The sequence below is a fragment of the Allocoleopsis franciscana PCC 7113 genome (assembly GCF_000317515.1).
Classification (GTDB): domain Bacteria; phylum Cyanobacteriota; class Cyanobacteriia; order Cyanobacteriales; family Coleofasciculaceae; genus Allocoleopsis; species Allocoleopsis franciscana.
The window spans coordinates 925,427-948,234 of sequence record NC_019738.1 but is presented as its reverse complement, the minus strand read 5'-3'; the positions used below and the strand labels follow the sequence as shown (position 1 = coordinate 948,234).

Below are 22,808 nucleotides of genomic sequence, written 5' to 3'. Positions count from 1 at the left end.
TCCTTAAGGAGATTCTTATGGATAGAGACCTTGAAATTCAAGAACAGTACGAAAGCTTATTGAAAAAGCGTAGTCTTTTGCGAGAAGCTGTCATTTTGGAAACCAATCCTGCAATTAAGCTTCAGCGGGAGCAACAACTTAAAGAAGTAGAAAAAGAGATTTTTGAATTTGAAGATAAGGTTGAACTTCTCCGAGAGAATAGAATCATTCTGAATTTAAAGGGGACTAATAATGAAGTCCACTGTGTCTTTGACAACAATGCTGTTATTGGACGTTCAGCAACCTATGGTTTTTGGATAGATGACGATTCTAAAGAAATTAGCAAGCTGCATGCTGTTATTTACTATAAATCAAAAAATAATGCCTACTGGATTGATGATTTAAAATCAGTTAATGGAACATACGTTAATGGGATAAAGATAGAAGAGCCAATGCAAATTTTTGTGGGAACACAAATTCAGTTAGGTTCCTCTCCATCTTTTTTATTTGAACATAACAAAGATGATTTGTTATCTCAAGGTGTACTTATTCAACACAACTTTGATGGCGAAGAAGTAGCGAGATATATAATTGCACCAAAGGGCAAAGTATTGCTTGGTACGAACTCTAATGAGGTTGTAAGATTTCCTAATTTTAGAGAAGGAAAGTCTTTAGGTAGCCTTATAAGAGAAACTGACGGCTTTCATTTCATTGGTACAGACAATGAGGAACAACTACTTGAACACGGCGGTGAACTATCCTTCGATTTTTTAAGAGTTGGAGTAACTATACCAAGCATAGTACTCAAAGAAACTCTGGGTGAGACAAAGCTGACAGAGAATGACTTAGAACCTTCACAAGGTGGGATGGAACCAGAACCAAAACCACCAGGAGAAGGTGATGTACCCCCCTATATGAGAAAAGTAAATATTTTCTGTAGTTTATTCATTGTAGGTATAGGGATAATTTTAAACTTTACTTGTTTTAGACCTAACATAAATCAAATTGATCGTAAGTTGATAGATGAGTGTATCGCAGAGCTTAAAAATCCAGACAGTCACTCGTGGTTTTCAGCAAAGGCAGCATCAAATTTTCCTACAAATAAATCAGTAAAAATACTTTTTACAAGGTCTTTACAAAAGGATAAGATAACAGAATATTTTTTGAACAAATCCAGTCTTTTTAATAAAAAAAACGTTGAAATCAGTGATTATATTAATCCAGATATATCAGTAGAATCTATTATAAGAAATAAAATTAATCAACAAAATTCAAAGGATTTTTGGCTAGGCATAGAAAAGAGTAATTTTCTAGGAATATTGTTATGGAAAGTAACTTATTGGCATCCCGCTCCTAGTTCGGCAGGTATACCAATATATAGTACACCTATATTTAAATGGAATAAAACTAGTTTTTTATATTTACCTTCAGTGTTTATTTTGTCTGTAGTAGTTCTTAGTTCGAGGTTAACTCGTTATTGGATAATTGAACGCTACAGAAATAGACTTCAGCAAGATTACGATGATTTTCAGAAAAAACGAACAGAAAAAATATTTGAAGCAAAGTCATATTTAGATGAAGCGCGTAAACTAGCTCAGTCCGGTAAATTAGCTCAAGCACTCGCAAAAACAAATGAATTGTTAAAGTCTACATCAATGTCTTTCCCTGTCTATAAAGAAATTATTGAATTAAAAAAGGTTGTCCTGGCTCAGATAGAGTCTGGAGGGGGAGCAATAACAGTAGAGTCACTTAACGGAATTAATAGAACACTTAATCACTCAACAGACGCATCCAAATTACTATATCTCAGAATTCTAGGTACTCCTTACGCTTATCAAGCACCGTATGGATTGGAAACGATTTCTATTGGTCGTCAACGCCGCAAACAAAATGTTTCTGACAATGTGGGTAACGACGTAATTATCAGAGTTCCAGGTTCAGACAAAAAGAGCCTTTGCATTAGTCGAAGGCATTTAGAAATTCAACGAATTAATACAGAATATTTTGTAATTGATAAAAGTGGAGGAAAGACTAGCTTAAATGGAAAAATATTGACCAAAAATGAACCTTCTCGCTTGCAATCAGGGGACAGGCTCTTAATTGCTGGTGTTATCACTCTTGAAGTACTAATTAGAGTTAAATTAAGTGGAGCAAAAACTAGTAATGTAATTAGGATTAATCCCCCTACTGAAGTTCAAGATAATTTTCTCATTGAAGCATCAATAGGAGATATGGTTACGGAGGTTTTTGATGACTAATATTCAAACTATAACTACACAGATAAGTACTGTTCGTATCAATCAATATATTCTCTTAGAAGAAATCGGTCGCGGTAGTCATGGAATCGTTTACAAGGCATACAACGAGGAGCAACCTCATGAAAATTTAGCATTAAAAATTATAGATGATACCCGAAATATTGATTCACTTTTAGTTGAGCCTGAATTACTTTCTAGATTAAGTCATCCAAACATTATCAATCTTGAAGATTATTTTATCCATGCTGGAAAACTCGTTCTAATTACAGAATATATTAATGGTATTGATTTGCAATCCTATTTAGAACAACGAGGGAAACTCACAGTAGAAGAAATCAAAGTTTTCCTGGCTCAAATGGCAGATGCTTTAGCTCATGCTCATGCTAACAATATAATTCACCGAGATATAAAATTAGGTAATATTTTAGTTACAGGTGATGACCACAACCGAAGATTTGTATTAGTAGATTTCGGAATCAGTCGCATGGCAGAAGGAATTCAAACTGTCAAGCGTATTGCTGGTACTTATTACTATATGGCACCTGAGCAGTTGAGAGGACGACCTTGCGAGCAGTCAGATTTATGGGCATTGGGTGTTTGTGCTTATACTCTGCTAACAGGTATTAAACCATTTGAAGGAGACACAGAAGAGAATCTCTCCAAGAAAATATTCTTTAGTATTCCACAAGCCCCTAGCGAAACTTTAGGAGAAATTGACCCTGAACTAGAAAATATTCTTTCTCATCTGCTCGAAAAGGAACTAATCAACCGTACTACTTCTGCCAATGAGCTTAGAGATGAATTAAAAAATTGGTCTAAATCTGCAATTACAGAAATTACATCTCAACAATTAGACCAAAGGAATAGTTCAAATTTTTCGATTCCTACTTGGGAGGAAAAAGAGATTAAAGAGCTAAAAAAAAGCTGGATATTTTTCTGGATATTTGCTTTTTTACAGACTATTCCAGATGGGATAGTAGGAGAGGCATTCTCAATGACGGGAGTAATCCTTTTTTTCTTTGGACAAGAAAAAAATAGTCGTTTCCGTACCATAAGCGGTATTTTTATTTTGATAGTTGGTTTTTTAGTAGGCTTAATTATCTCAGGATTTATTTACCAAGTAATTTACATTTCTGTAGGAGGAGATGAGATAGCGGCTAATAGTATAAGCAACGGATTTAATTTCATTAGTTTTTATGTAACACTTCCTTTCTCTTTTATTTCTGTACATTTTTTAACAAAAGTTAGGCATTTACAAGAAAATCTACTTCTTCATAAGACTTTACGAGAAGCCTCACGAGATAGCAAAAAAATACTTCAACTTCTTAAGGAATTTATAAACATCAATTGGGGAAATATGAATGTTCGTCAAAAGTATATTGAGCTGCTTTTAGTAGAAGGAAAAATTGAAGAAGCAATTATTGAAGCAAAACTCACACTTGAGGTAGATCCATATAATTTTGGTGCAACTTTACTTTTAGCCAATGGCTATTTTGAAGCTGGTTTATATGAAGAATGTATACAGGTATGTAATAGCTATCTTTCTATATCTAGCTACAGTTTTGAATTTTCTGATTTAAAAGATAAATGTGAACAAATTGTAGGAGTGTAACTATGAGATTTGAAGTAACATACTTAGACTCTAGTGGAGATATTCACCTCTTTGGCTCTCGTAAACAACTTAATCTAAGTTTTCATGGGAAAGGTTTCATTTTTTTAAATGAGAATGCATTAATTCTTCAAGGAAATATGCCTAAGTTTGAATTATGGATTCTAGGTTACTTTTTTCAAAAAGTGCTATATATTCCCACAACTAGAACTTTGCCATACTCTACTATATTGAAGTATAAGAAACCTAAACTTTGGCGTAAGAAACATGAAATTACTTATCGGCTTCCTGATGGTAAAAAATGCGTTGTTAGATTTCTACTTACTAAATCTACAAATAAAAAGATTTTTGCAAATCAATTAGAAGAATATTTAACTGTAGCAAAATCTTTTGTAGTGAGTTAATTATGAGGAGGCTATAAGATGGAAAGTGCATATATACGTTTGTTGATACAATCAAGTATTAGTTTAATTATTCTTAGTATATTAGTATTTAGAAATGCAAAAAAAATGGGTTATTCTGGTTTTTTGTGGCTTTTTGTTTCACTTCTTTATTGGCCTCTAGCCACTATATACTTACTGGCAGCACTACCTAACAGAAAACTTGATCAAAGACGCAAAGAAGAAATGCTTTTACTCAAAAAACAACTTGCTCAGAGAGGACTTGTTAATAGGAGAGAGTCTTCAGCTATTCCGCGTCAAACAATTAGTGACGAAAGAACAACACGCTGACAAAATAATCTACAATATCTGTGCGATCGCACCACATCCTAAAACCTTACTTGAACTCTATCCGTCTTGACCATTAGTATTTATGGTTTTTCCATAGTTGCTCTGCAACTGCTGTTCTCGTTCCTCCCAATCCGGCAGATAGGCGTACATGAAGCTTTTGAAGACTTTGTCGTGATTGGGAACCAACAGATGCACCAATTCGTGAACAATGACAAATTCTGCCAACTCCTGCGGTAGGGTAAGTAAGTCTGTATTCAGGGTTAAGCGCCCAGTGGTGGACATCGATGCCCACTTGGTTTTCATCGGGCGCAGGTGAATTTGCTGCACGTTTACGCCGATTTTGCTTGCCCAGTGATGCACCAGCGATCGCAAGTTATCAGTATCTTGACAATTTGCCTCAGTTGTGCATCTCATACTCGCTGGAGTTTCAAAAGGGTGTTGGTGACATTAATCATACGACTTGCACCGACGAGGGGACGCACGACTTTATAAAGTTCTTTCCTCAGTTCGCTCTTTTGCTGTTCGTTCCACTGGTAATCTGGGAAGTGGCTGAAGATAGCGTTAATTTCTCTGGCTTGGTCTACGGTTAGGTCTTCAACCGCTAGCTTGAGGACGGTATGAATAGCATAGGTGTTTTCATCGACATCGAGCTGCTGTTGTTCGGCATTGGCATTGATGTATTCTTGAGCTAGCTTTTCAAACTCGGATAAGGCTACCTGGGTGTCGATTTGTCGGTTTTCGTAAGCTTCGGCTATCTTTTCAGCGCGATCGCCAATTGAAAGCAGAAAGGGTTTGGCGGCACTTTCGTCGCGGACGACGGTGGCTAGCATTTTTCGCAGGTTCAGGACTTTGACGGTATCCGAGGTGTCGCTTTGTTTGAGGTGTTCGAGTTCGGCTGCACCGAGGCTTTGAATCGCGTCTGGGAGTTCTAGGTTGTAGATGTCGGTGTTTTGTCGGACTAATTCCTTGGTCTTGGTGGTGATTTCTTTATCGACGTAGGGACGGGTGGTGTAGGCGTTGCGGATGAGACTGTAGAGTTTGACGAGTGCCTGGTAATCGTTGAGGTAGGGTTGCAGGCGAGGGTTTGGGGAGAGGACATCGTAGAGGGTTTGGAGTTGGCGGAAGAATTTGAAAAACTCCTCTCTGGTTTCTTTCTCGGCAAAGGCTTCAATGGCAGCTTCTTTTGCCTTGTCATCGAATCCTTGGGTTAGGGGTAAGTATTGCGGGGCGGTTTCGGTCATCAGGGTGGCGAACAGGCGTTCGAGGACTTCCACGTTTTTGATGACGGCGTTGACTTCATCGGAGTCGAAGGCGAGGGCTTTTTCTAGTTGTTCAAAGATGCCGACGAAATCCAGGACGAAGCCATAGGGTTTGTTGAGTCCGTCCTCATCCTCATAGGGGCGGTTGACACGGGCGATTGCCTGTAACAGTACGTGGTCTCGCATCGGTTTGTCGAGATACATACAGTAAAGGATGGGGGCATCAAAGCCTGTCAGCAGCTTCTCGGTGACGATGAGAATCTTGGGCAAGCGCTTGGTATAGTCTTCGTATAAGTCCCGAATGGCGGCGGCTGATTTGGGTTCGGGGCAGAGGCGTTCTAGGGTTTGGCGGTCAGATTCCGAAAAGTAGCCTGTGACAGTGAGGGTGCCTTGTGTCTGGTCGTAGACAAAATCGTCGGGGCGGGATTCGATGAAGGTTAACGCTTCAGCCGAAGGTTGCAGGGGAACCCAGACGATGCACTTGGAGGCGAAGGCTTTGCGGACTTGCTTCTCTTGTGCCTCACTCAGGTGATATTGTTTGAGGGTTTCGCTGTCGCTGTTACTGGGGGAATAGACGACGCGGGAATATTCGGGCGGTAGGTATTTGTCGAGGGCTTGTTTGTAGAGGGCGCAGGCTTCCCGGTCTACCGCGACGAGAAAGGCTTTGAAGCCCAAGGGTTCGACGTTTTCCCAGAAGTGTTGGGCAACGGCTTGGGCGATTTTGTCGATGCGTTTGTCTGATTTGAGGAGTTCTTTGAGTTTGACGGCTTTCCTGAGAATTCGGTCTAATTCGGCGGGGTCGCTGATGCCTTCGGCTTCTTTGAGGTTGAGGAATTCTTTCTCTAGGGTTTCTCGGTCTACTCGCAAGTCGTTGGGGGCGAGGGCGTAGTGGAGGCGGAGGGTGGTTTTATCTTCAATGGATTGGGCAGTGGAATATTTGTCGAGATAGCCTTGTTCGTCTTCCGCGCCGAAGACTTTGAACGTGCCTTTGCCTTCGGAGAGTTTATCGATGGGTGTCCCGGTGAAGCCGATAAAGGTGACGGTTGTTGTAGACGGTTCCCTGCTGCTTCCATTCATCGGTAACGTGGAAGAGTTTGTTATATTTAATTTTTATCCTTGAGCAACTTCAAGAGTTGTGTGGCTATCTGAAAAAGCATCAGGCTAGGCTCATCAACTACGGCCAGCGTCGCGAAATTGGTAAGCCAATTCGCAGTAGTCGCATGGAGAAAGGGGTTGACCAAGTGATTGGCAAGCGTCAGAAACAGAGAGGCAAGAGTTAGAGACTGAAGGCAGCAGTATTTTGGAACGGCTCAAGGTACTCCAACTCAACGGTAAGTTGCAGCAGACTTAATTTCTAGCTCAGGTGCATTGACAAACAGAAGATTTACAAATGGACTAAGTCTGAGCTATTACAGGTGAAGATTGCCATTGTTTAATCGTGGCTACGTTAGTATCGTTTAGCCGCACCGCAAAGTTGGTATTTAGCTTCGTAGATCCAGCAACATGAATGCCGCAAATGACAAATGTGTTATTATCTGGTATCATCAGACCCGCGCCACTTTGACCTTTGTAGGTAGATATTTTGTTGTAGAATAGCAAATCATCATCATTGGAGAGTGTAACTCGACCTGTTGCAGTCCACATTGTGCCAGCAGTCTGATCTCCAGGGTAACCTGTTATACGGATGTTATTATTCGTTAATGTCTTGTCATCATAAGACTTAAAGCTGCAATATCCAGCATCGGGTTGCACCGCTTGGCTAAGACGAACAAGCCCGAAATCCCAAATGTATTTGGTACAGTCACCCACGTCATCATTTTCCAAAAGTGGGCTTGGAGGGGCTGTTGTTTGATAATCTTCTGTAATCCATGCGCGTGTCGCAGATATTTGACCAAAAGGAACATTGTTACGATTCTGTGCTGCACTGAAGGTAACTTTTGTTGCAAAGCCGTTTCCGCCCATATCTTTCCCCCACAGATTGTGTGCGGCTGTCAAGACATGCCAGTTATCGACTAAAGTGCCAGTCCCAGAGTACAAATTCCCATTTGGAAACAGCATGGTTAATCGACCGATAGCCGAATATGGGAAGACACGTGTCTCTATAACTTGCTGTCGGTTATCAGGAGGAAATACAATATGCACACTTTTAGAGGCGCGAAATGCCATTGGGTTCATACCTCACTGTTGTACTTGTACACGGAAGATTTACGAATATTTTGCCTGCACTGTTCGATAGAACGTAGAATCAAGATAGGCACAGGATAGACCTAATACTGCCAAGACGATAGTAATATTAGAATTCGGCAAATAGAAGGTGGAGAAATAGTAGGTTGTATAGTACTGTACTCAGTTTGAACACAGGACATACGGTAAGAATGTTGTCGTCTTGTAAGGATGGTATCTTGCTGTCTTATTAGAAACTTGGGATTTTTCGATAGAACTCACCCATGCGTGACATCGTATTGTCCGCTTCCCACCACTGAATGGATTGATACGCTTCCCGATTTATATGCGACGTAGCAATAAGTAACGACCCCTGCGAGGGTTCCACTAACATCGCGAGCAGAAGAAGTCACCATATATACATCAATTATAAGGTTGTCGGGGAAGTTGTATCGTTTGTTAAATGGAGTCCAGTTCAGGCTTTCCTCTGAAAACCTAGCTTGGAAAATTGCGGACATATTTGAACTTATCTCGATTGAATCCGCAGGACTAATCGAGTCCTTAAAAACCGTCTGAAGATAACTATTAATATTAGTTATGCCTTTTCCTGGGTCGTATACAATAATGTCTAGATTAGCGGAAATAGGTAGAGCGCCTGTTTCGGGTTGAGATCGCATACCTTGATAATAGTATCCGTAAGTGGATGCAAACTGGCTCGTAATATACTGGCTGGTATATTCATAAATCGTTTGACCCCAGTCATTCGTAGATGCACCCTTAAGTTGTGCAAACCTCTCGATTGTTAATGGCTTATAGCTTATATGATACATTTGCCAGTAATGCCAAAGCAGCGTTAGCCAGTGCTTCGAGAGCAATCGGGGCGACAATCTGGACAACTTCTGTTACACCTTGACCCACTATTAGCGCCTCCTTGAAAGTATGCTTTTATAGAATTTTTTTTATATCCCATAAGCATACACTGTAAGATTTAAGCTTGGCAACCGTTAATGATTGCCATAAAGAGCCTATGCATATTACATAGACTATACCCCTAAGCGAGACTTTGCCCGAAGCCAACACATATACCGCCTCCGTATCCAACACAATCACCGCCCGTTCCTCCTGAGTTCGACGTAAGCAAGATTTCACATCGGATTAGCTACCGCGTAGTCATGGCGCATCAACCCCTTACCCGTCTCCACAAACTTGGGATTGAGAAACGTGTCCCCAATCTCCAAACTGGAATCGCGAAAATCGTAGATGACCGCATTCATCTTAGCGATCGCGAACGTCGTATGATTGAGTTCCTGACCGTAGAGTTTAGGCGCTTTGCTTTTCTGGTCGGGGTAATTGCGCTCAAACACCAAACGCGGTTTAATCAGTAACCTCGCAGAACCACAAGTCGGGTCATAGATTGTAGTGTACGGCGCAGGGTCAATAATTTCCGCTATCAACCAACCCACCTCTGGCGGCGTCAAAAACTCCCCCGCACTCTGCCCTTGCCCTTCCGCAAACTTCCGCAGCAGATACTCGTAGGCATCCCCAAACACATCCGGACTCGTGTTTTTCAACCCCAACCGATGGCGACTCACCACCTCCACCAACGCTGCCAAACGGTCATCCCCCAGAGTCCGCTGACCGCTTTGAGTTTCGTTATAGTCCTTAATATCCAGCACACCCTTCAGTTCCGGGTTGAGTTCCGTCACTTTCCGAGTCGCAGTGGTGATAAATTCCCCCAACCCCTCCTCACCGTGATTGCGAATTCTCTGCCAACGATACTCATCCGGGATGTAGTAGCGCACCATCCGGTCTTTGCGTCCCGTCGCTATGGCATCCTTATGGTCAGCCTCAATCACCTCATGGGCAGTCTCTTCATCCCCAAACTCCTCCACATGACGAGCAAACTCATCATCAAACACATCCGAGAGGCGCTTGTAGAACACCAGGGGCAGAATGAAATCCTTGAACTTCGGCGCGTCAGTGGTGCCGCGAATCGTACACGCTGCATCCCACAGCCACGTCTCCATCGCCGACACTTCCAGCTTCTCATCCTCTGGTGCCGGGAATTTCAGTTCAGTTTGTTCCGCTGTTTTGATGGATTTAGTGGGCTGCTGCTTGCTGCGACGTGGCACTATCTGTGAGTTCCTCTTGAGTCGGGAGTTGACCGGATACCATTTTAAGCTAGCGATCGCTCCTAAAGGCAGTGCGCTAGCCAACAGAGCACTGCTCCTTTCTTGAGCGCGATCGCTTTGCTTGATTGGCTACTCCCTTAGTGTTCCCGCTAAGCAAGGCGCAAATCACATCCAGCATTTCTGGCTTTTCTACTTGACTTTCTCTTCAGAATATGCGTATCCGTCGTAAGTAAAAGCCTAGTAGTTAAGAGGTTGATCGCTCAAGTCGAAACAGAGGTTGAGCCGCAGATCGAAATTAAGTTAATTGGTGGTAGGTGACGCGATCGCTGATTAATGGAAGCAAGTTTGTTTATTCGGTTTTCCTGAAAGTTAAATTCGTAATAACCGAACCTCCTGCGGGGATAGGTTCGCTTTCATAGTCGGTCAAGAAAACAGAGTTGACACTCATTGACATTCCGTGAAGGACTTGCACAGAAACTCTGAGTGACTACTCAACGCCTATCGGCATCTAAAAAGCTAACTTATATAATCCTATGTTTGCTACCAAGATAGCTCACATCATTTCCGAAGTTCACTGTCAAGAATTACTCTAACTTTTTGGGATTGACTTGACCGAAGACCAGCAAGTATACGAGTTTTTGAAAGCGTAACTTCTTCTCCCAATTCTTCAAGTTTATTGATTGCCCATTTGATACGTCGAACTTGATAATCTTCTACTTCTTCTGTAACTGACTCCAAGTAGGCTTTTGTGAGAGGCATTTTATCAAGCTGCTGTTCGAGTAGTCTAAGCTGTCCAATAGTGCTTCCAATCCTACCAATCGTTATTCTGATAGGCTTCTCAGCACTAAGGGTTAGTTGCACTGCATTCTTAACCTGAGCAAGAATTCGCTCGTCTCTCTTCTCCCAATTAACTCTATTATTACTTGTAACAGTAATGCTTGATTTCGGTGAGTTTTGATCGAACCACTCTTTATCCTTTTTGCGTAACCATTCATATGTAGATGAAGCAAGCCTTCCTAAAGCAGTCTTCGATAGCCCTTTATGCTGTTTTTGTAAGACTTTCCAATCGCTCCTATGTTTGGCTCTGATTTCCTCTAGACAAGTCTTATTATCCGTTGAGGGTTCCTCTAAACTCTGCGGTAAAGACTTCCACGGAATTTCAAGTCCCAGTAACATAGCATGTCGATTGACTGTCCTGGGATCGATATTGAGTTGACTTGCAATCTCGTGAACATTCAGCTTTCTAGTTTCTACTAATTCTCTAAGTTTCTCTTCCCAGACCTGTCCGTAGGCTTTAACGCAACCAATTCGATACTTATCATCCTCCCTCTTGTCTGGCCCTGTTCTGGTATAGATAAATCCACACGAACACCGAAAAGTACCAACAGGCTTGCTAGCATCATAGTTTCGATCGTGGTTTCGACTTATGACAAGATTGGTTACCACTGGCTTGAGGTAATGAGTAGCGGCGACATTTAAACAAAGCCAAGGACTTTCACCAAATGGTCTATAGTCATAATTGGTTGTGAAAAATTCCTTAATGGAGGTCGCTAGAAACCTAATCATTAACAAATGTCGCACAGGATGAGATGAATCTACCCTTTTATGTAGCAGTTTGAACAACCAGCCGTGTGGCTCGTCATAACTCACTCCTGAATTGAGACTTTCAAGAAATTCACAACCATAAAAATAGAGAAAACTGTCTGCCAAATTCTTCTGGTACGTCTTATGGATGACGGTAGAAGCTAAACCCCTCTCAATTAAAAGAGCTTTATATTGGTTGCGAAACCAACTTGGTTCCCGGTGGGGAATGTCGCTGTTTATTAACCAACAAATATCTTTAGCTAGCAGCAGTAATTTCTTTAAGGTGCTACCATAACTTTCCCTAGGTACATCAATTGGGCAGTTTTGTAGGCTAGCAGCACAATACTGATGCCTGTTAAAGCCCTGAATAGGGACGATGCTATCACTTAGAGGAATAGCGTGTACTGGACAGACTAAGACACCTGGCGTCTGGTGCAGGCGATGCCAGTAGGCTTCTCCATATTCTTGCAGATCTTCTTTCAGACAAAGAGGACAAAACCTGAAGTATCTCGGCGTAGTAACCGAACTTGCCATGATACCTGCTCTTCTATGAATGTCACTCCCAGACTCCGAACGCATAGACTGTAAAACTAGACTTGCTCTTTCTAGCGGGAGAAAAGGTGCATAGAAGGGGTAGAGTGTATGCTTTTGAATAAGCTCCTCAACTGTGTGCTTTGATAATAGTGGTAAGTTCTTAACCAAAAGATCCAAATTACAGGGTAGGTCAGCCGTAGCTGTGTTTCTTGGTACATTGAAAAGCTCTCTAAGTGTTACTTTGAAACTAGTATTGCCACTTCTAATATGATATCTAGCTAAAATACTGTACAGGATTTCATCTGGATAGGGGGAAGGAAAAAAACTAACCACAAGACTACACTGTTTTTATAAAATCTTGAACTGGATTTTTAATAATTCCTGCCGATTCCAAATACACATAAGCAGGTTTTTTATCTTTTTTAGCATTTTCGACAAGAAGACGGATATCATTGTCTTGGTACTTTGGTTTAGACTTTGTTTTCCGCTTGCTTGACTTCGTTTGATTTTCTTTTACTTTTGCGCCTTGCAACGCTAGGATGTAAGCCTCTTTTACTAGTGAGGGAATGTCCGTATCTTCATCCTTAGAAGCAACAACTTTATCAGCACACTCCTTTGCTAGAGCAGGCTCTACATCCAACTCCATAAGCTTAAGGATTACATGACTTAGGGTTGCCGATACATTTCCTTTTCTCTGTTGGTTCTGAGCTAGTTTACGAATCTCTTCTAATTCCTTTGATTTCAGCTCAGCCAAGCATTGATTACGATATTCGGTCGTGTCCAGAAGATCGATATCTCCATATTTTTCCATCGATTCCTTTTTCCCTGACCGAATAGCATCCAGCATTGGTTTGACTATCTGTAGTCCCTCTTCGGCAACTCGGTGAATCAGCTCGACGGTAATTTCTTCACTCCTGAGGGAAATAGCTCGCCATTGCACCATCTTATAAAGCTTGATTGCAATATCAATAATTCCTTGAGACTCGTAGTAGAAAGCTTCATTAATTTCTTCATTGATTGTTTGTTTTTCGTTAATTTTCTCAGTAATAGGAACAAATTTATTTGTCCATTGATAATGCCAAATTCCTATTAAAAACTGTTCCCATTCCCGCTCTTTCAGCATCCTATTCCAAACAACTCCTGCTTTCCCTATCGCTCTTCTCGCATTCCTAAAATTTTCCCGAAAAATTGGGAAAGCCTCATTGGTAGCAATGCGAATCACTGGAACTCCAATGATATTGTCCATTTTTACAAGGAAGTTCAACAGTTCATCGCGACCTCTTTTAGCTTTAGCAAGGTTTTGCATTTCATCAATAATCAGTACTCCAAGATGTTGAGTATGAGCGAGTTGGGCAACCTGCGCCAGCATATAATCTTCAGAATTACCCTTGGAACCAAATTTTTTAAAGTAATTAGTGCCGAGTAATCGGTCAGCCGCCAAAAAGATATCTGTACATAGACCCTTCAATGAACCTGCATGGGGACAGTCAACTTTTAGCCAAACAAGTTGATATACGCTGTAGTCTGGATGGATGATTACTTGGGGATACAGGTTAAGGATGTTAATCAGATTGGTGGTCTTCCCTATTCCCGATGGACCGATTAGCGTCAAACTAGATGCAGAAGTAGGAACGTCTACATAGTTTTCCAGATTATTCCCGTCTCCTGCCTCAATTGCCTGATAAATTTGCCTTGAACGACGTGCGTAATCCGGCTTTAAGAGATTCCGACCCAAATACCCCTCCATGATTAGCACACAAATTTGCTGCTGTAGCTCTACAGACCTATTCTGTGGATCGAAATATCTAGATAGCCTTTCAATGCAATGAAATCTGTAATGCGGCTCAAGTTCCCTCTCTTGTGGATGAAATTGAGGAAGTTTTGCTACACGTCTGGCAAATTCCCGTGGAGAGAACATAGTAGGGAGTGCCTGAATCAAAGGGTTAGAGTTATACTCAGGCAGCTTATGATCTATGTAATTAGCTACAGCAGCCCATTCACCGTTAGGAATTTGAACCCATTCCCACTCATCATTCCTGTCCACGTTTAAGCTCCTGTCTATTCTGGCTGAGAATATCGAAGTAGTCCGGCTGCAACGACTTTTGCTGCTCCGCGTCTTTGGGTTTGCTATCTACAGCCAACTCATGATTCTGAGTTTCAGTCTTGCCTAATTCAAAGCCTTCACTCTTACGTCGTTCATCCTTTTCAAAAGCTCTGTTGTCTCTAATCCCAGTTACTCTTTGTCGATCGCTTACTCTAGTATTATTGAGGTCAGCATCAGTCATTTTCGTCGCTCGTTTGGCTACACTTTCAATTTCTGCCATCAAATCAACCTTATTTTGTAGGTTCTGACCTTGATATTTCTGCTGTTGCTGTTCCTCATAGGCAAGCATATATTCAATATCCTGAAAGTTTTTGTCATAATACCGTCCTTCCGGATCGAGAAGATAACATTTTTCAAAGTCTCTACCATCAGGAGAAGGAAGGTAGATGAAGTTTGGTCTTCTAATATCGTAGGTAATGGTTAGGTACTTCTCTGACTGGGACAGCAAATTACTCCTAGCCCTTTCAAACCATTGCTCCCTGGCAGCCTTCTCACAGGTATAGTACATCTCCTTGCCCCTAAGCTTGATGCCTTTAGCGGTAACAGTAGCTTTTTCAGTTGGCATCAGGTTGAGCTTGACGATATCTTCCGGAAAAGTCCTCAGTCTGCCGGAACGATTAGCAATGCCCCACTTCCATAACTCTCTAGGTATGGGAGGAACATCATCAGCAATCATTGCTGTATCCCTTTCATACACAGACAGGGACTGATTGTTGTGATATCTAACAATATGAATAACAATTTCAGTAAACTGCTCTATGTCTAGCCTGCCATCCAGTCGGTAGTCTTTTCCTCCTCTCTTCCTAAAATCAGTGTCCACATAACCGGGCACAAATGGCTTAACATAGCCATGAATGGTGCGGAAGTGTCTTTCTACTAAACCTTTCCAATCCGCTCGATAAGAAGCAGCATTTTCAATGCGGACATGGAGATTAGGGATGAAACCCTTCTCTACCTTCATACCTATCAGTTCACCTCGGTCGCCTAGTATGGCATCTGGAATGTGGTGGCAAAGCCATTCTTCTTCCGTAATTTCAAGGCCATATTCTTGGCAAAACTTGACTTTATTTGTACCCGCATTGACTAGAGCCATCATTGCCCCTATCCAAGATGGTCCCTCTAGGCCAACATAAAGACCCACTATCATGCGGCTGAAAACATCAATGATTACATAAATTACTGGTCTACCAATAATCCAAGTGCGGTTGTACTTGGAAACCAGATATACATCAGCTATAGTCGCATCAATCTGGTAGCGAGAACCGGGTCCAATAGTTTCCATTTTGGAGGTTCCCGTGATTGCTCTGTGTTCTAGAGCAAACTGTTTTGCTCCCTTTCGAGCAGTAAGAGTTTTTGTTACATCATCATGCTCAAGTTTAGACCAATATTTGAACTGAGTAAGGGTAGGGATTTTATCGAAAGGCATTAATATTGATTTTTTGCTACCATTTTTATCATACTTAATTCCTTCGTTATAGTATTCTTTTATCATTAATTCATATGCGGCTACCCACGAATTTTGTTTTGAATTGTTATAAAACTTTGCTATGGCAATTCTAAATATCCTCCTATCTTCTTCTGTTACGTTTACACCCTCTCCAATTTCGGGGTCATAGGCATATTCTCTCGGTCTTCCTCTCTTCTTATCTTCCCTATATCCTCTAATCTTTCCTTTGCCTGTTGAATTAATATAATCAGGGATAAGAGCATTTGGGGTTTTACCCCTTTGCCAATATCTTCTCAAGTATCCATAAACTATCTTTTCCGTCAATTTATCTTTACTTCTACCTACGTTGTATTTTTCCACAACTTGCCTCACCAGAGGACCGCGCTCATTACTGTAATAGATTGAAGGTTCTTGGACAACAAGGGCTTCGATTATTCCCCAAGCCTTGTCTCTATATTTTTTTTCTCTATCTGTTAAATTTTCATCATGAACTATTCTTGCCCAAGAGTCTTGCTGCTGCTTAAAAGCAAGACCATTAGAAATAGCTTCTAGAATCTCAGAAACTTTTTTAGGTTCTGGAAATCCCTTCTTAGCAGCGATATCAAAAACAAACGCAATAATATAACCTTCGTCAATCCACACAACTCTCTCTATTAATTGGTTTTCTGAACCAGAATTCCATTCTATGAGTTCATTGACAAATAAATTATTAGTCATTTTATTGATAATGTTTTCTTGATTAATTTTAAAAAATTATTTTTTTAATTGTCTTTGTCGAAGGACAGCCTGATATTTTTGTATCTAGCATATCCATAATGATTTGTTTTCTTGCTAGTAGATGTTTAAAAAGATAGAGTGATGTGCCAGATTCTATATTCATCTCTCGATCTAAAGCAGTTGTCACTTGATTGATAGTAGTATCGCTTTCCTGAAGCCTGAACTTCAAAATGCTTGCTAGAGAGCGTAGCTCTGCCACATCCATTTCAGAAGTTGCTTCTAGCCAGTAGGCAGAATGAATCCAATCAATATTTTCTGCTAGTAGCCTGGGAATTTCCTTTTCTGTCACAATTCCCCAGTCAATACCTTTTTCGCTGTAGTAGCGCCTCTCTAACTCAAATTTTTCAGCGACTGATTCTGTTTCTAAATCTTTTGTCATCTTGACTGTTCGAGCAATTTTAACTATCTCTCCATTTTGCTGCACACTCAGCATGAAGTCAGTCGTTAAAATGTAAGGAGTATTGCTCTTTTTGTCTCTGGGATACTCCATCCCCATTTCGGAAGCGATACTCATTGCCAGCTCAAGATCGAGCAAAGGGAATTGCTCTCTTATATCTATGACACTATCTGACCACTCCAATAGGTAGAATAGTCGCTTCTCGTGGTCAGAGAATAAATGATGCTCTCGATTGGTTTTCCAGCTTGGTGGTCGTGATGAGCGACCTTTCGAGGGAACTTCCTGAACTCTGTGCCAAGGTTTATAGTCTTTCCCACTACCCTCACCACGGCCTTCCTTGATGTAACGATCAAATGTGGCTTGTGTCCATTCCCGTTTACCCCTGCCCATAACAAAGACCTCTGGAAGCGATTGGCAAGAGAGCCGCCGCGCAAAGCGTAGTTAGCCAGAGGCTATCGCCTTTTGGGACGATGCCTGAATGCTACCGCGTTAGGGGGCGATCGCACACCTGTTTCCAGAGATCTTACTTGTTTCAGGTTAATTGTTCAATCGCTTTATTTATTGTCGAACCGCTTTATTTATTGTTGCATCGTTTTATTCTTCTACATGTAGTACAGTACAAGTGTACTATTTATTCAACAGTCACCGACTTAGCCAAGTTCCTAGGCTGATCCACATCCAAACCACGCCGCGCCGCAATATGATACGCCAGCAACTGCAAGGGAATCACCGTAAGAATCGGTGAGAGCAACTCTTCCACCACAGGCACCGGCAACAAATCATCAAACGTTTCAGCCGCTTCATGCTCATTCATCGGCGTCACCCCAATCAAACGGGCATCCCGCGCTTTTGCTTCTTGGGCATTGGAGAGCACTTTCTCATAGACAGTACCGGGCATAGCGATCGCGACTACTGGAACCTTAGCATCTAACAGCGCGATCGGCCCATGCTTCATCTCCCCAGCCGGATACCCCTCTGCGTGAATATAGCTAATTTCCTTCAATTTCAGCGCCCCTTCCAGGGCAATCGGGAAATTAATCCCACGTCCCAAAAAGATAAAATCGTGCGTCTCTGCAAAGCTGTGCGCCAATTCCTCGATATAACGTTCCTGACTCTCCAGAATTAACTCAATCTGCGCGGGCAACTGCCGCAAACCAACTAAAATTTCCTCCATGCGGGTAGCGGTTAAAGTTTGACGCCGCCATGCCAAATCCAATGCCAAACCGTAAAATGCCATAAGCTGGGTGACAAAAGTTTTAGTGGCGGCAACACCAATTTCAATCCCGGCATGGGTGTCAATAATCTGATTGACAAGTTGTCCCAGAGAACTTTCCGGGCGATTGGTAATCCCCAACAGTCGCGGTTCATACTTGGGGAGTTGACCAAAACGACGGCGTTTTTCCATCTCCAGCGCCGCTAGGGTATCCGCCGTTTCCCCTGACTGGGTGACGCCAATTGTCAGTGTGTTGGCGGTTAGCGGTGCAGGTGCGTAGCGAAACTCAGAGGCATACTGCACCATTGTCGGAATCCCTGCTAACTGTTCGAGCAAGTATTTCCCAACTAAACCGGCGTGCCAACTGGTGCCACAGGCGAGGATTTGAATTTGTTCTAAATCAGCGTATAGTTCCGGCGATATCCCCAAATTAATCGGGGATTGAGTGACATCGGCTGGATTCCAATTGTCGTCCAGATAAGCTTCTAAACAATTTCGCACCACTCCAGGTTGCTCATAAATTTCCTTGAGCATAAAGTGCCGGAATCCCTGTTTTTCCACCAACACAGGATTCCAGTTGAGAGTGCGGGGATATTTTTTTAAGCGTTCGCCTGCAAAGTTGTAAACTTCAACCCCTAAAGGAGTGAGTCGTGCCAGTTCCCCATTCTCCAACGTCAGCACAGCGTTAGTATGAGGCACTAAGGCGGGTGTATCTGAGGCACAGAAAAATTCCCCTTGACCAAAGCCAATGGATAAAGGCGCTTGTTGGCGTGCGACAATCAGTTCATCGGGATAGTCAGCGGAAATCACCGCGATCGCAAATGCCCCTTTGAGTTTGTTCACCGTGCCGCGTACGGCCTCTAGCAAGGAATTGGTCGGTTGCGAATTCGCAAGTTGCTCCTGCCTCAGAAACTCGGCAATTAAATGGGGAATCACCTCCGTATCCGTATCTGAGCGAAACTCATGCCCTCGCTCTTTTAATTCTTCCCGTAACTCCCGATAATTTTCAATAATCCCATTTTGCACAACCGCCACCCTCATGGCACTATCCATGTGAGGATGGGCGTTATATTCCTCTGGCTTGCCGTGAGTTGCCCAGCGAGTATGCCCAATACCGAGTTTAGCGGGGTTGACTTCCCGTTCTAGCTTCTCGCGAAGATTGTAGAGTTTTCCCTTTGCCCGAACACAGTGAATCTCACCTTCCAAAACGGTGGCAATACCGGCTGAATCGTAGCCTCGGTACTCCAGTTTCTCTAATCCAGCTAGCAAAATGTCCGTAGCCGTTTGGGTGCCAATATAGCCAACGATTCCACACATCTACGCTTTCACTCCTGGTTCACAACCCTGTTTTCAAACTACTTGGCTCTTACTAACACGTCAAGGCGCTTTGCCTTGTACTGAGACAATGGTACTCATTTCGCCAAAAAAAGAGGAAACCTAAAGGCTCCCTCCATAAATTTAAATCCAAATGCTTCTTAAGGATGATTCCTATAGGAATGCCACAATTGCAATGATTGAGTGATTTTGACTGACTGTTTAGTAAGACAAGCCCATACTGCGAGTGGTTTCTGCCCCCAGGTAAACCCGGATGCTCAGAAAGTCAGTAGGACAGGCTGTTTCACAGCGCTTACAACCTACACAATCTTCTGTGCGGGGAGAAGAAGCAATTTGAGCAGCTTTACAGCCGTCCCAGGGAACCATCTCCAGAACGTCTGTTGGACAAGCGCGAACGCATTGCGTGCAACCAATGCAAGTATCGTAAATCTTGACGGTATGAGACATTGAATAACAGCTCCAAACGAGAGTTCTCCACTCAGTATTGAGTAAGACTCAGGATCAAGGGTTAGTTTACCGCAGCGCTTTCCTCTCCTTAGACAAGAGGTTACAGAACTTCAAATTCCTTGACAAAATTTTTGAGGCGCGAGGGGAGTTAGACGTAATCCGGTAGCCCTCCTGTGAGAGTTGGAACCGCCCAAAACAAAGGGCACAGCCATGCCATGCCCTTACTCTGCTGATAGATTGCATACCAGTTCAGCTTATTGTATTCACTTTATTCTCATTCTCCAGATGTACCCTGAACGTTTGTCCGAAGAGTACCACCTTCGCGGCATCCCCCAAGGGCGATCGCCTTTGAACACTGTTCGCCCACTAAGACAAGCTTTAAGGTTCAGCTTCGGGATATTCTCCACCCACACTGATTGCCGTATTAAACACATCCGCATCCGTAAGGGTGATGTCGCTCATAACGGCTTGATCCACATCTGCACTATACAGGTGAGCTTCCGTAAAATCTACGTTGACCAAGTTAGCGCCATTTAAGCTCGTACTATTGACAAAGGCTCTGGTTAAATTCGCATCCCTAAGATTAGCGCCTGTTAAATCAGCCCCCTCTAAATTCGCATCGACGAGGGTGGCTCCCTGCAAATTAGCATCTCTTAAATCAGCACCAATGAGGTGGGCACCTGTGAGGTCTGCTCCTGATAAGTCACACCCTGGGCATTGATAGGTTTCCAATAATTGTTTAACCTGGGCAGGGTTTTCAGCCTTAACAGAACCAGCGAAAAAGGTTGTGCTTAATAAAGCTACTGTCACCAGATGTTTCAGTTGCATAGATGGGTACCTCCTCAGGTGTTAACCACGAGTCATTAGACTCTTACAATAGCTTGCTGGATATTACTGGCTTTTGTCTTCCTACATTGGGATGATCCTTGCAGATGAACCTTTTTCAGGCACTAAGGGTTAATTGGCTCTTTGGATAGATTGAATAGGTGCTTTCTAGAGCCTGTCTTGCTTGGTTCAACTATCTTATGACGTATCTCAAGGTTTCTCTTCTTACCTTCCCTCAGGTTGAGGGAAACCTTTTCTTACTTAATTGTAGAGCTTTTTTCGTCCAAATGATAGAGATATCCAAGAGTCATTTGTAACGCTTAAAGCGGTATTTTATACACAAAACGAAACGTAAGCAATCTAAGTTTTATATTTCTTGATTTTGAGGGATGTAGTGGTCTAAATCTGGGAAGTTTTCAGGAAGATGCTTCCCCATAACAAAGGATTGCAGCCCTGTCCCCAAGGCCATTGCCCTAGCCGGAACTCATCGAAAGACACAGGCATTGCTGATCGAATGGTTGATGAGATTTGGCAACAATTCTATGCAGAATCTGAAGGAGATGAGCCTCAGGCGGCGAGTGCGATACCATCCAAGTGTAGTCTGCATTACACCTACATGATGGAGCCAGATTCACTACCCGCAGAGCTGATTCTGACGCACCCGCGTCAAACTCTGGGAAATATCCAACTCGATTGGACACCCCAACCCGGAAACTATCTCGACTTTGAAGGCCAAACCTACGCGGTATTAGAACGCCGCCACCGCTATCGACTCAAATCAGGGCGCTATCGATTACACAAAATTGCCCTCTATGTCCAATCTGCTCAACGCCCAACCGAGAAAAGCCTAATAGCAGGACGCTGGGTAGTGGGTGATGCCAGTTGCTGTTTCAATGCACATTCTGAACTCATTCGTTGTGCCGTCAACCCAGAAGGCCCGTGTGAATCTTGCCGCTTTTACGAACCCTCTCACTCACAACTTCAAAGCTGACCGTTTTTCAATACCTCTCCTACGGTTAAACGCATCCCATTCGCAAAATCCCAAGCCTTCTGGGGACGTTTGCCCGCTAGCTGCACTTCTCGCAATAACAACATTCCGTTGCCGGTTTGAATAATCGGACCGACTCCCTTGAGTATGCTCACTACTTCTCCAGGACACCCCGACTTCTCACCCAGAGAAGACCACTGTTCCTCCAGCCCATCTAATTCTAGGGGTAACTGGGAGAAGTAAGCTGAGCCAAGGGGAGCTGTGGCGAGTACTTTCAGCGCTTTATCCTGGAATAACGCCACACAATTCGGAAAAAATCCTCTCACCTGATTATGTAACTCAATTGCCGATCGCGACCAATCCAAACAATAATCCGCTTTTTGAATCAGTGGCGCGTAGGTTGCCTGGGAATTATCTTGTGCAATAGGCTGAATTTCCTGGCTTCCCAGCTTTGGAAGCGTTTCAACTAATAAATCTGCACCTAACTCCGATAGTGTTTGTGCCAACTGATGGGCATTATCCAAGAGCTGAATGGGAGTGTAAGCCTTCAGCAGCATAGCACCCGTATCCATCCCAGCATCCATTAGCATTGTGGTAATGCCAGTTTCGGTTTCCCCCTTATATAAGCACCACTGAATCGGGGCAGCACCTCGATACTTGGGCAGAATAGAGCCATGGACATTAATACAACCCAGCTTGGGCATATCCAGAATTTCTTGGGAGAGAATTTGTCCATAGGCAACAACGACAAACACATCTGCCCCAGCGTCTCGCAACTCAGCGAGGGTTTCCGCACTCTTTTTCACCCGTTTCGGTTGCCAGACGGGGAGTTGATGGGCTAATGCGACGGCTTTTACGGGTGAAGGAGTTAGTTGGTTGCCGCGTCCACGACGCTTATCAGGTTGGGTAACCACACCCAGTAGTTCAATGTCGGGATGGTTAAGCAAGCGTTCTAAGCTAGGCACTGCAAACTGGGGAGTACCGAAAAAAATAACTTTCATGAGGATTGATGGCAGGAGGCAGGAG

The 22,808-nt window shown here is 42.8% G+C and carries 18 protein-coding genes and 1 pseudogene; 6 read left to right on the top strand and 13 right to left on the bottom strand.

Annotation, left to right across the window (positions count from 1 at the left end):
- Positions 1-17 precede the first annotated feature (17 nt).
- The 4 genes from MIC7113_RS03985 to MIC7113_RS03970 are packed head-to-tail and all read left to right on the top strand — an operon-like array spanning position 18 to position 4,577.
- Positions 18-2,237, top strand: a complete 2,220-nt coding sequence (locus tag MIC7113_RS03985) for an FHA domain-containing protein (protein ID WP_015180892.1) — start codon at positions 18-20, stop codon at positions 2,235-2,237.
- Positions 2,230-3,849 carry a serine/threonine-protein kinase gene (locus MIC7113_RS03980; protein ID WP_015180891.1) on the top strand — a complete coding sequence of 540 codons (1,620 nt, stop codon included), beginning with the start codon at positions 2,230-2,232 and terminating at the stop codon, positions 3,847-3,849. Before MIC7113_RS03985 ends, MIC7113_RS03980 begins: the two co-directional genes overlap by 8 nt.
- 2 nt (positions 3,850-3,851) lie before the next feature.
- Positions 3,852-4,250: a hypothetical protein gene (locus MIC7113_RS03975; RefSeq protein ID WP_015180890.1), complete on the top strand. Its 399-nt coding sequence runs from the start codon at positions 3,852-3,854 to the stop codon at positions 4,248-4,250.
- An 18-nt stretch (positions 4,251-4,268) separates the two neighbouring features.
- Positions 4,269-4,577 carry a hypothetical protein gene (locus tag MIC7113_RS03970; RefSeq protein ID WP_015180889.1) on the top strand — a complete coding sequence of 103 codons (309 nt, stop codon included), beginning with the start codon at positions 4,269-4,271 and terminating at the stop codon, positions 4,575-4,577.
- 57 nt (positions 4,578-4,634) lie between these two features.
- Here the strand turns inward: MIC7113_RS03970 and MIC7113_RS03965 are convergent, their stop codons facing one another.
- Positions 4,635-4,991, bottom strand: a complete 357-nt coding sequence (locus MIC7113_RS03965) for a M48 metallopeptidase family protein (RefSeq protein ID WP_015180888.1) — start codon at positions 4,989-4,991, stop codon at positions 4,635-4,637.
- Positions 4,988-6,874 (bottom strand): annotated as a pseudogene (locus MIC7113_RS37460) (type I restriction enzyme subunit R domain-containing protein); the annotation flags it as partial. The pseudogene MIC7113_RS37460 and the gene MIC7113_RS03965, both read right to left, overlap by 4 nt.
- 56 nt (positions 6,875-6,930) lie before the next feature.
- Between MIC7113_RS37460 and MIC7113_RS03955 the strand changes: the two are divergent.
- Entirely contained in the window at positions 6,931-7,116 is a 186-nt protein-coding gene (locus MIC7113_RS03955) for a hypothetical protein (RefSeq protein ID WP_041779890.1), read from the top strand.
- 115 nt (positions 7,117-7,231) lie between these two features.
- On the opposite strand, the gene MIC7113_RS03950 is transcribed toward MIC7113_RS03955, so the two are convergent.
- The 10 genes from MIC7113_RS03950 to MIC7113_RS03905 all read right to left on the bottom strand — a co-directional run bounded on the left by MIC7113_RS03950 (position 7,232) and on the right by MIC7113_RS03905 (position 20,797).
- Positions 7,232-7,894 (bottom strand): trypsin-like serine peptidase, encoded by a 663-nt coding sequence (locus tag MIC7113_RS03950; protein WP_155897922.1) that lies wholly within the window; start codon positions 7,892-7,894, stop codon positions 7,232-7,234.
- Between the two features lie 383 nt (positions 7,895-8,277).
- Complete coding sequence (locus MIC7113_RS03945) at positions 8,278-8,895, bottom strand: hypothetical protein (RefSeq protein WP_155897921.1); 618 nt, start codon at positions 8,893-8,895, stop codon at positions 8,278-8,280.
- A 249-nt stretch (positions 8,896-9,144) separates the two neighbouring features.
- Positions 9,145-10,215, bottom strand: a complete 1,071-nt coding sequence (locus MIC7113_RS03940) for a class I SAM-dependent DNA methyltransferase (RefSeq protein ID WP_015180884.1) — start codon at positions 10,213-10,215, stop codon at positions 9,145-9,147.
- Between the two features lie 474 nt (positions 10,216-10,689).
- A complete protein-coding gene (locus MIC7113_RS03935; RefSeq protein WP_015180883.1) occupies positions 10,690-12,582 on the bottom strand; it encodes a TnsD family Tn7-like transposition protein in 1,893 nt (630 codons plus the stop codon).
- 4 nt (positions 12,583-12,586) lie between these two features.
- Positions 12,587-14,293 (bottom strand): ATP-binding protein, encoded by a 1,707-nt coding sequence (locus MIC7113_RS03930; RefSeq protein WP_015180882.1) that lies wholly within the window; start codon positions 14,291-14,293, stop codon positions 12,587-12,589.
- Positions 14,280-16,517, bottom strand: a complete 2,238-nt coding sequence (locus MIC7113_RS03925; RefSeq protein ID WP_015180881.1) for a DDE-type integrase/transposase/recombinase — start codon at positions 16,515-16,517, stop codon at positions 14,280-14,282. The genes MIC7113_RS03930 and MIC7113_RS03925 overlap by 14 nt, the downstream gene beginning before the upstream one ends.
- A gap of 28 nt (positions 16,518-16,545) precedes the next feature.
- Positions 16,546-17,364 carry a heteromeric transposase endonuclease subunit TnsA gene (locus tag MIC7113_RS03920; RefSeq protein ID WP_015180880.1) on the bottom strand — a complete coding sequence of 273 codons (819 nt, stop codon included), beginning with the start codon at positions 17,362-17,364 and terminating at the stop codon, positions 16,546-16,548.
- A 241-nt stretch (positions 17,365-17,605) separates the two neighbouring features.
- The gene (gene glmS, locus MIC7113_RS03915; protein ID WP_015180879.1) at positions 17,606-19,504 is read right to left on the bottom strand and encodes a glutamine--fructose-6-phosphate transaminase (isomerizing); all 1,899 of its coding nucleotides are present in this window, start codon (positions 19,502-19,504) and stop codon (positions 17,606-17,608) included.
- 219 nt (positions 19,505-19,723) lie between these two features.
- Positions 19,724-19,969: a photosystem I iron-sulfur center protein PsaC gene (psaC, locus tag MIC7113_RS03910; protein ID WP_015180878.1), complete on the bottom strand. Its 246-nt coding sequence runs from the start codon at positions 19,967-19,969 to the stop codon at positions 19,724-19,726.
- Positions 19,970-20,347: 378 nt separating this feature from the next.
- Positions 20,348-20,797 carry a pentapeptide repeat-containing protein gene (locus MIC7113_RS03905; RefSeq protein ID WP_015180877.1) on the bottom strand — a complete coding sequence of 150 codons (450 nt, stop codon included), beginning with the start codon at positions 20,795-20,797 and terminating at the stop codon, positions 20,348-20,350.
- Between the two features lie 616 nt (positions 20,798-21,413).
- On the opposite strand from MIC7113_RS03905, the gene MIC7113_RS03900 reads away from it, so the two are divergent.
- On the top strand, positions 21,414-21,785 hold the full coding sequence (locus MIC7113_RS03900; RefSeq protein ID WP_041780432.1) for a DUF6464 family protein: 372 nt from the start codon (positions 21,414-21,416) through the stop codon (positions 21,783-21,785).
- Here MIC7113_RS03900 and fmt read toward each other — a convergent pair.
- Positions 21,776-22,783, bottom strand: coding sequence for a methionyl-tRNA formyltransferase (gene fmt, locus MIC7113_RS03895; protein WP_015180875.1), 1,008 nt, complete (start codon positions 22,781-22,783; stop codon positions 21,776-21,778). The two genes, MIC7113_RS03900 and fmt, sit on opposite strands and share 10 nt — an antisense overlap.
- Between the last annotated feature and the right edge of the window lie 25 nt (positions 22,784-22,808).

Excerpts from the sequence above, each read along its gene's own strand:
- glmS (WP_015180879.1), bottom strand. The coding sequence starts at position 19,504 with ATGTGTGGAATCGTTGGCTATATTGGCACCCAAACGGCTACGGACATT.
- MIC7113_RS03905 (WP_015180877.1), bottom strand. The coding sequence starts at position 20,797 with ATGCAACTGAAACATCTGGTGACAGTAGCTTTATTAAGCACAACCTTT.
- MIC7113_RS03970 (WP_015180889.1), top strand. The coding sequence starts at position 4,269 with ATGGAAAGTGCATATATACGTTTGTTGATACAATCAAGTATTAGTTTA.
- MIC7113_RS03920 (WP_015180880.1), bottom strand. The coding sequence starts at position 17,364 with ATGGGCAGGGGTAAACGGGAATGGACACAAGCCACATTTGATCGTTAC.
- MIC7113_RS03950 (WP_155897922.1), bottom strand. The coding sequence starts at position 7,894 with ATGCTGTTTCCAAATGGGAATTTGTACTCTGGGACTGGCACTTTAGTC.
- psaC (WP_015180878.1), bottom strand. The coding sequence starts at position 19,969 with ATGTCTCATACCGTCAAGATTTACGATACTTGCATTGGTTGCACGCAA.
- MIC7113_RS03965 (WP_015180888.1), bottom strand. The coding sequence starts at position 4,991 with ATGAGATGCACAACTGAGGCAAATTGTCAAGATACTGATAACTTGCGA.
- MIC7113_RS03900 (WP_041780432.1), top strand. The coding sequence starts at position 21,414 with ATGGAGCCAGATTCACTACCCGCAGAGCTGATTCTGACGCACCCGCGT.
- fmt (WP_015180875.1), bottom strand. The coding sequence starts at position 22,783 with ATGAAAGTTATTTTTTTCGGTACTCCCCAGTTTGCAGTGCCTAGCTTA.
- MIC7113_RS03985 (WP_015180892.1), top strand. The coding sequence starts at position 18 with ATGGATAGAGACCTTGAAATTCAAGAACAGTACGAAAGCTTATTGAAA.
- MIC7113_RS03980 (WP_015180891.1), top strand. The coding sequence starts at position 2,230 with ATGACTAATATTCAAACTATAACTACACAGATAAGTACTGTTCGTATC.
- MIC7113_RS03975 (WP_015180890.1), top strand. The coding sequence starts at position 3,852 with ATGAGATTTGAAGTAACATACTTAGACTCTAGTGGAGATATTCACCTC.
- MIC7113_RS03925 (WP_015180881.1), bottom strand. The coding sequence starts at position 16,517 with ATGACTAATAATTTATTTGTCAATGAACTCATAGAATGGAATTCTGGT.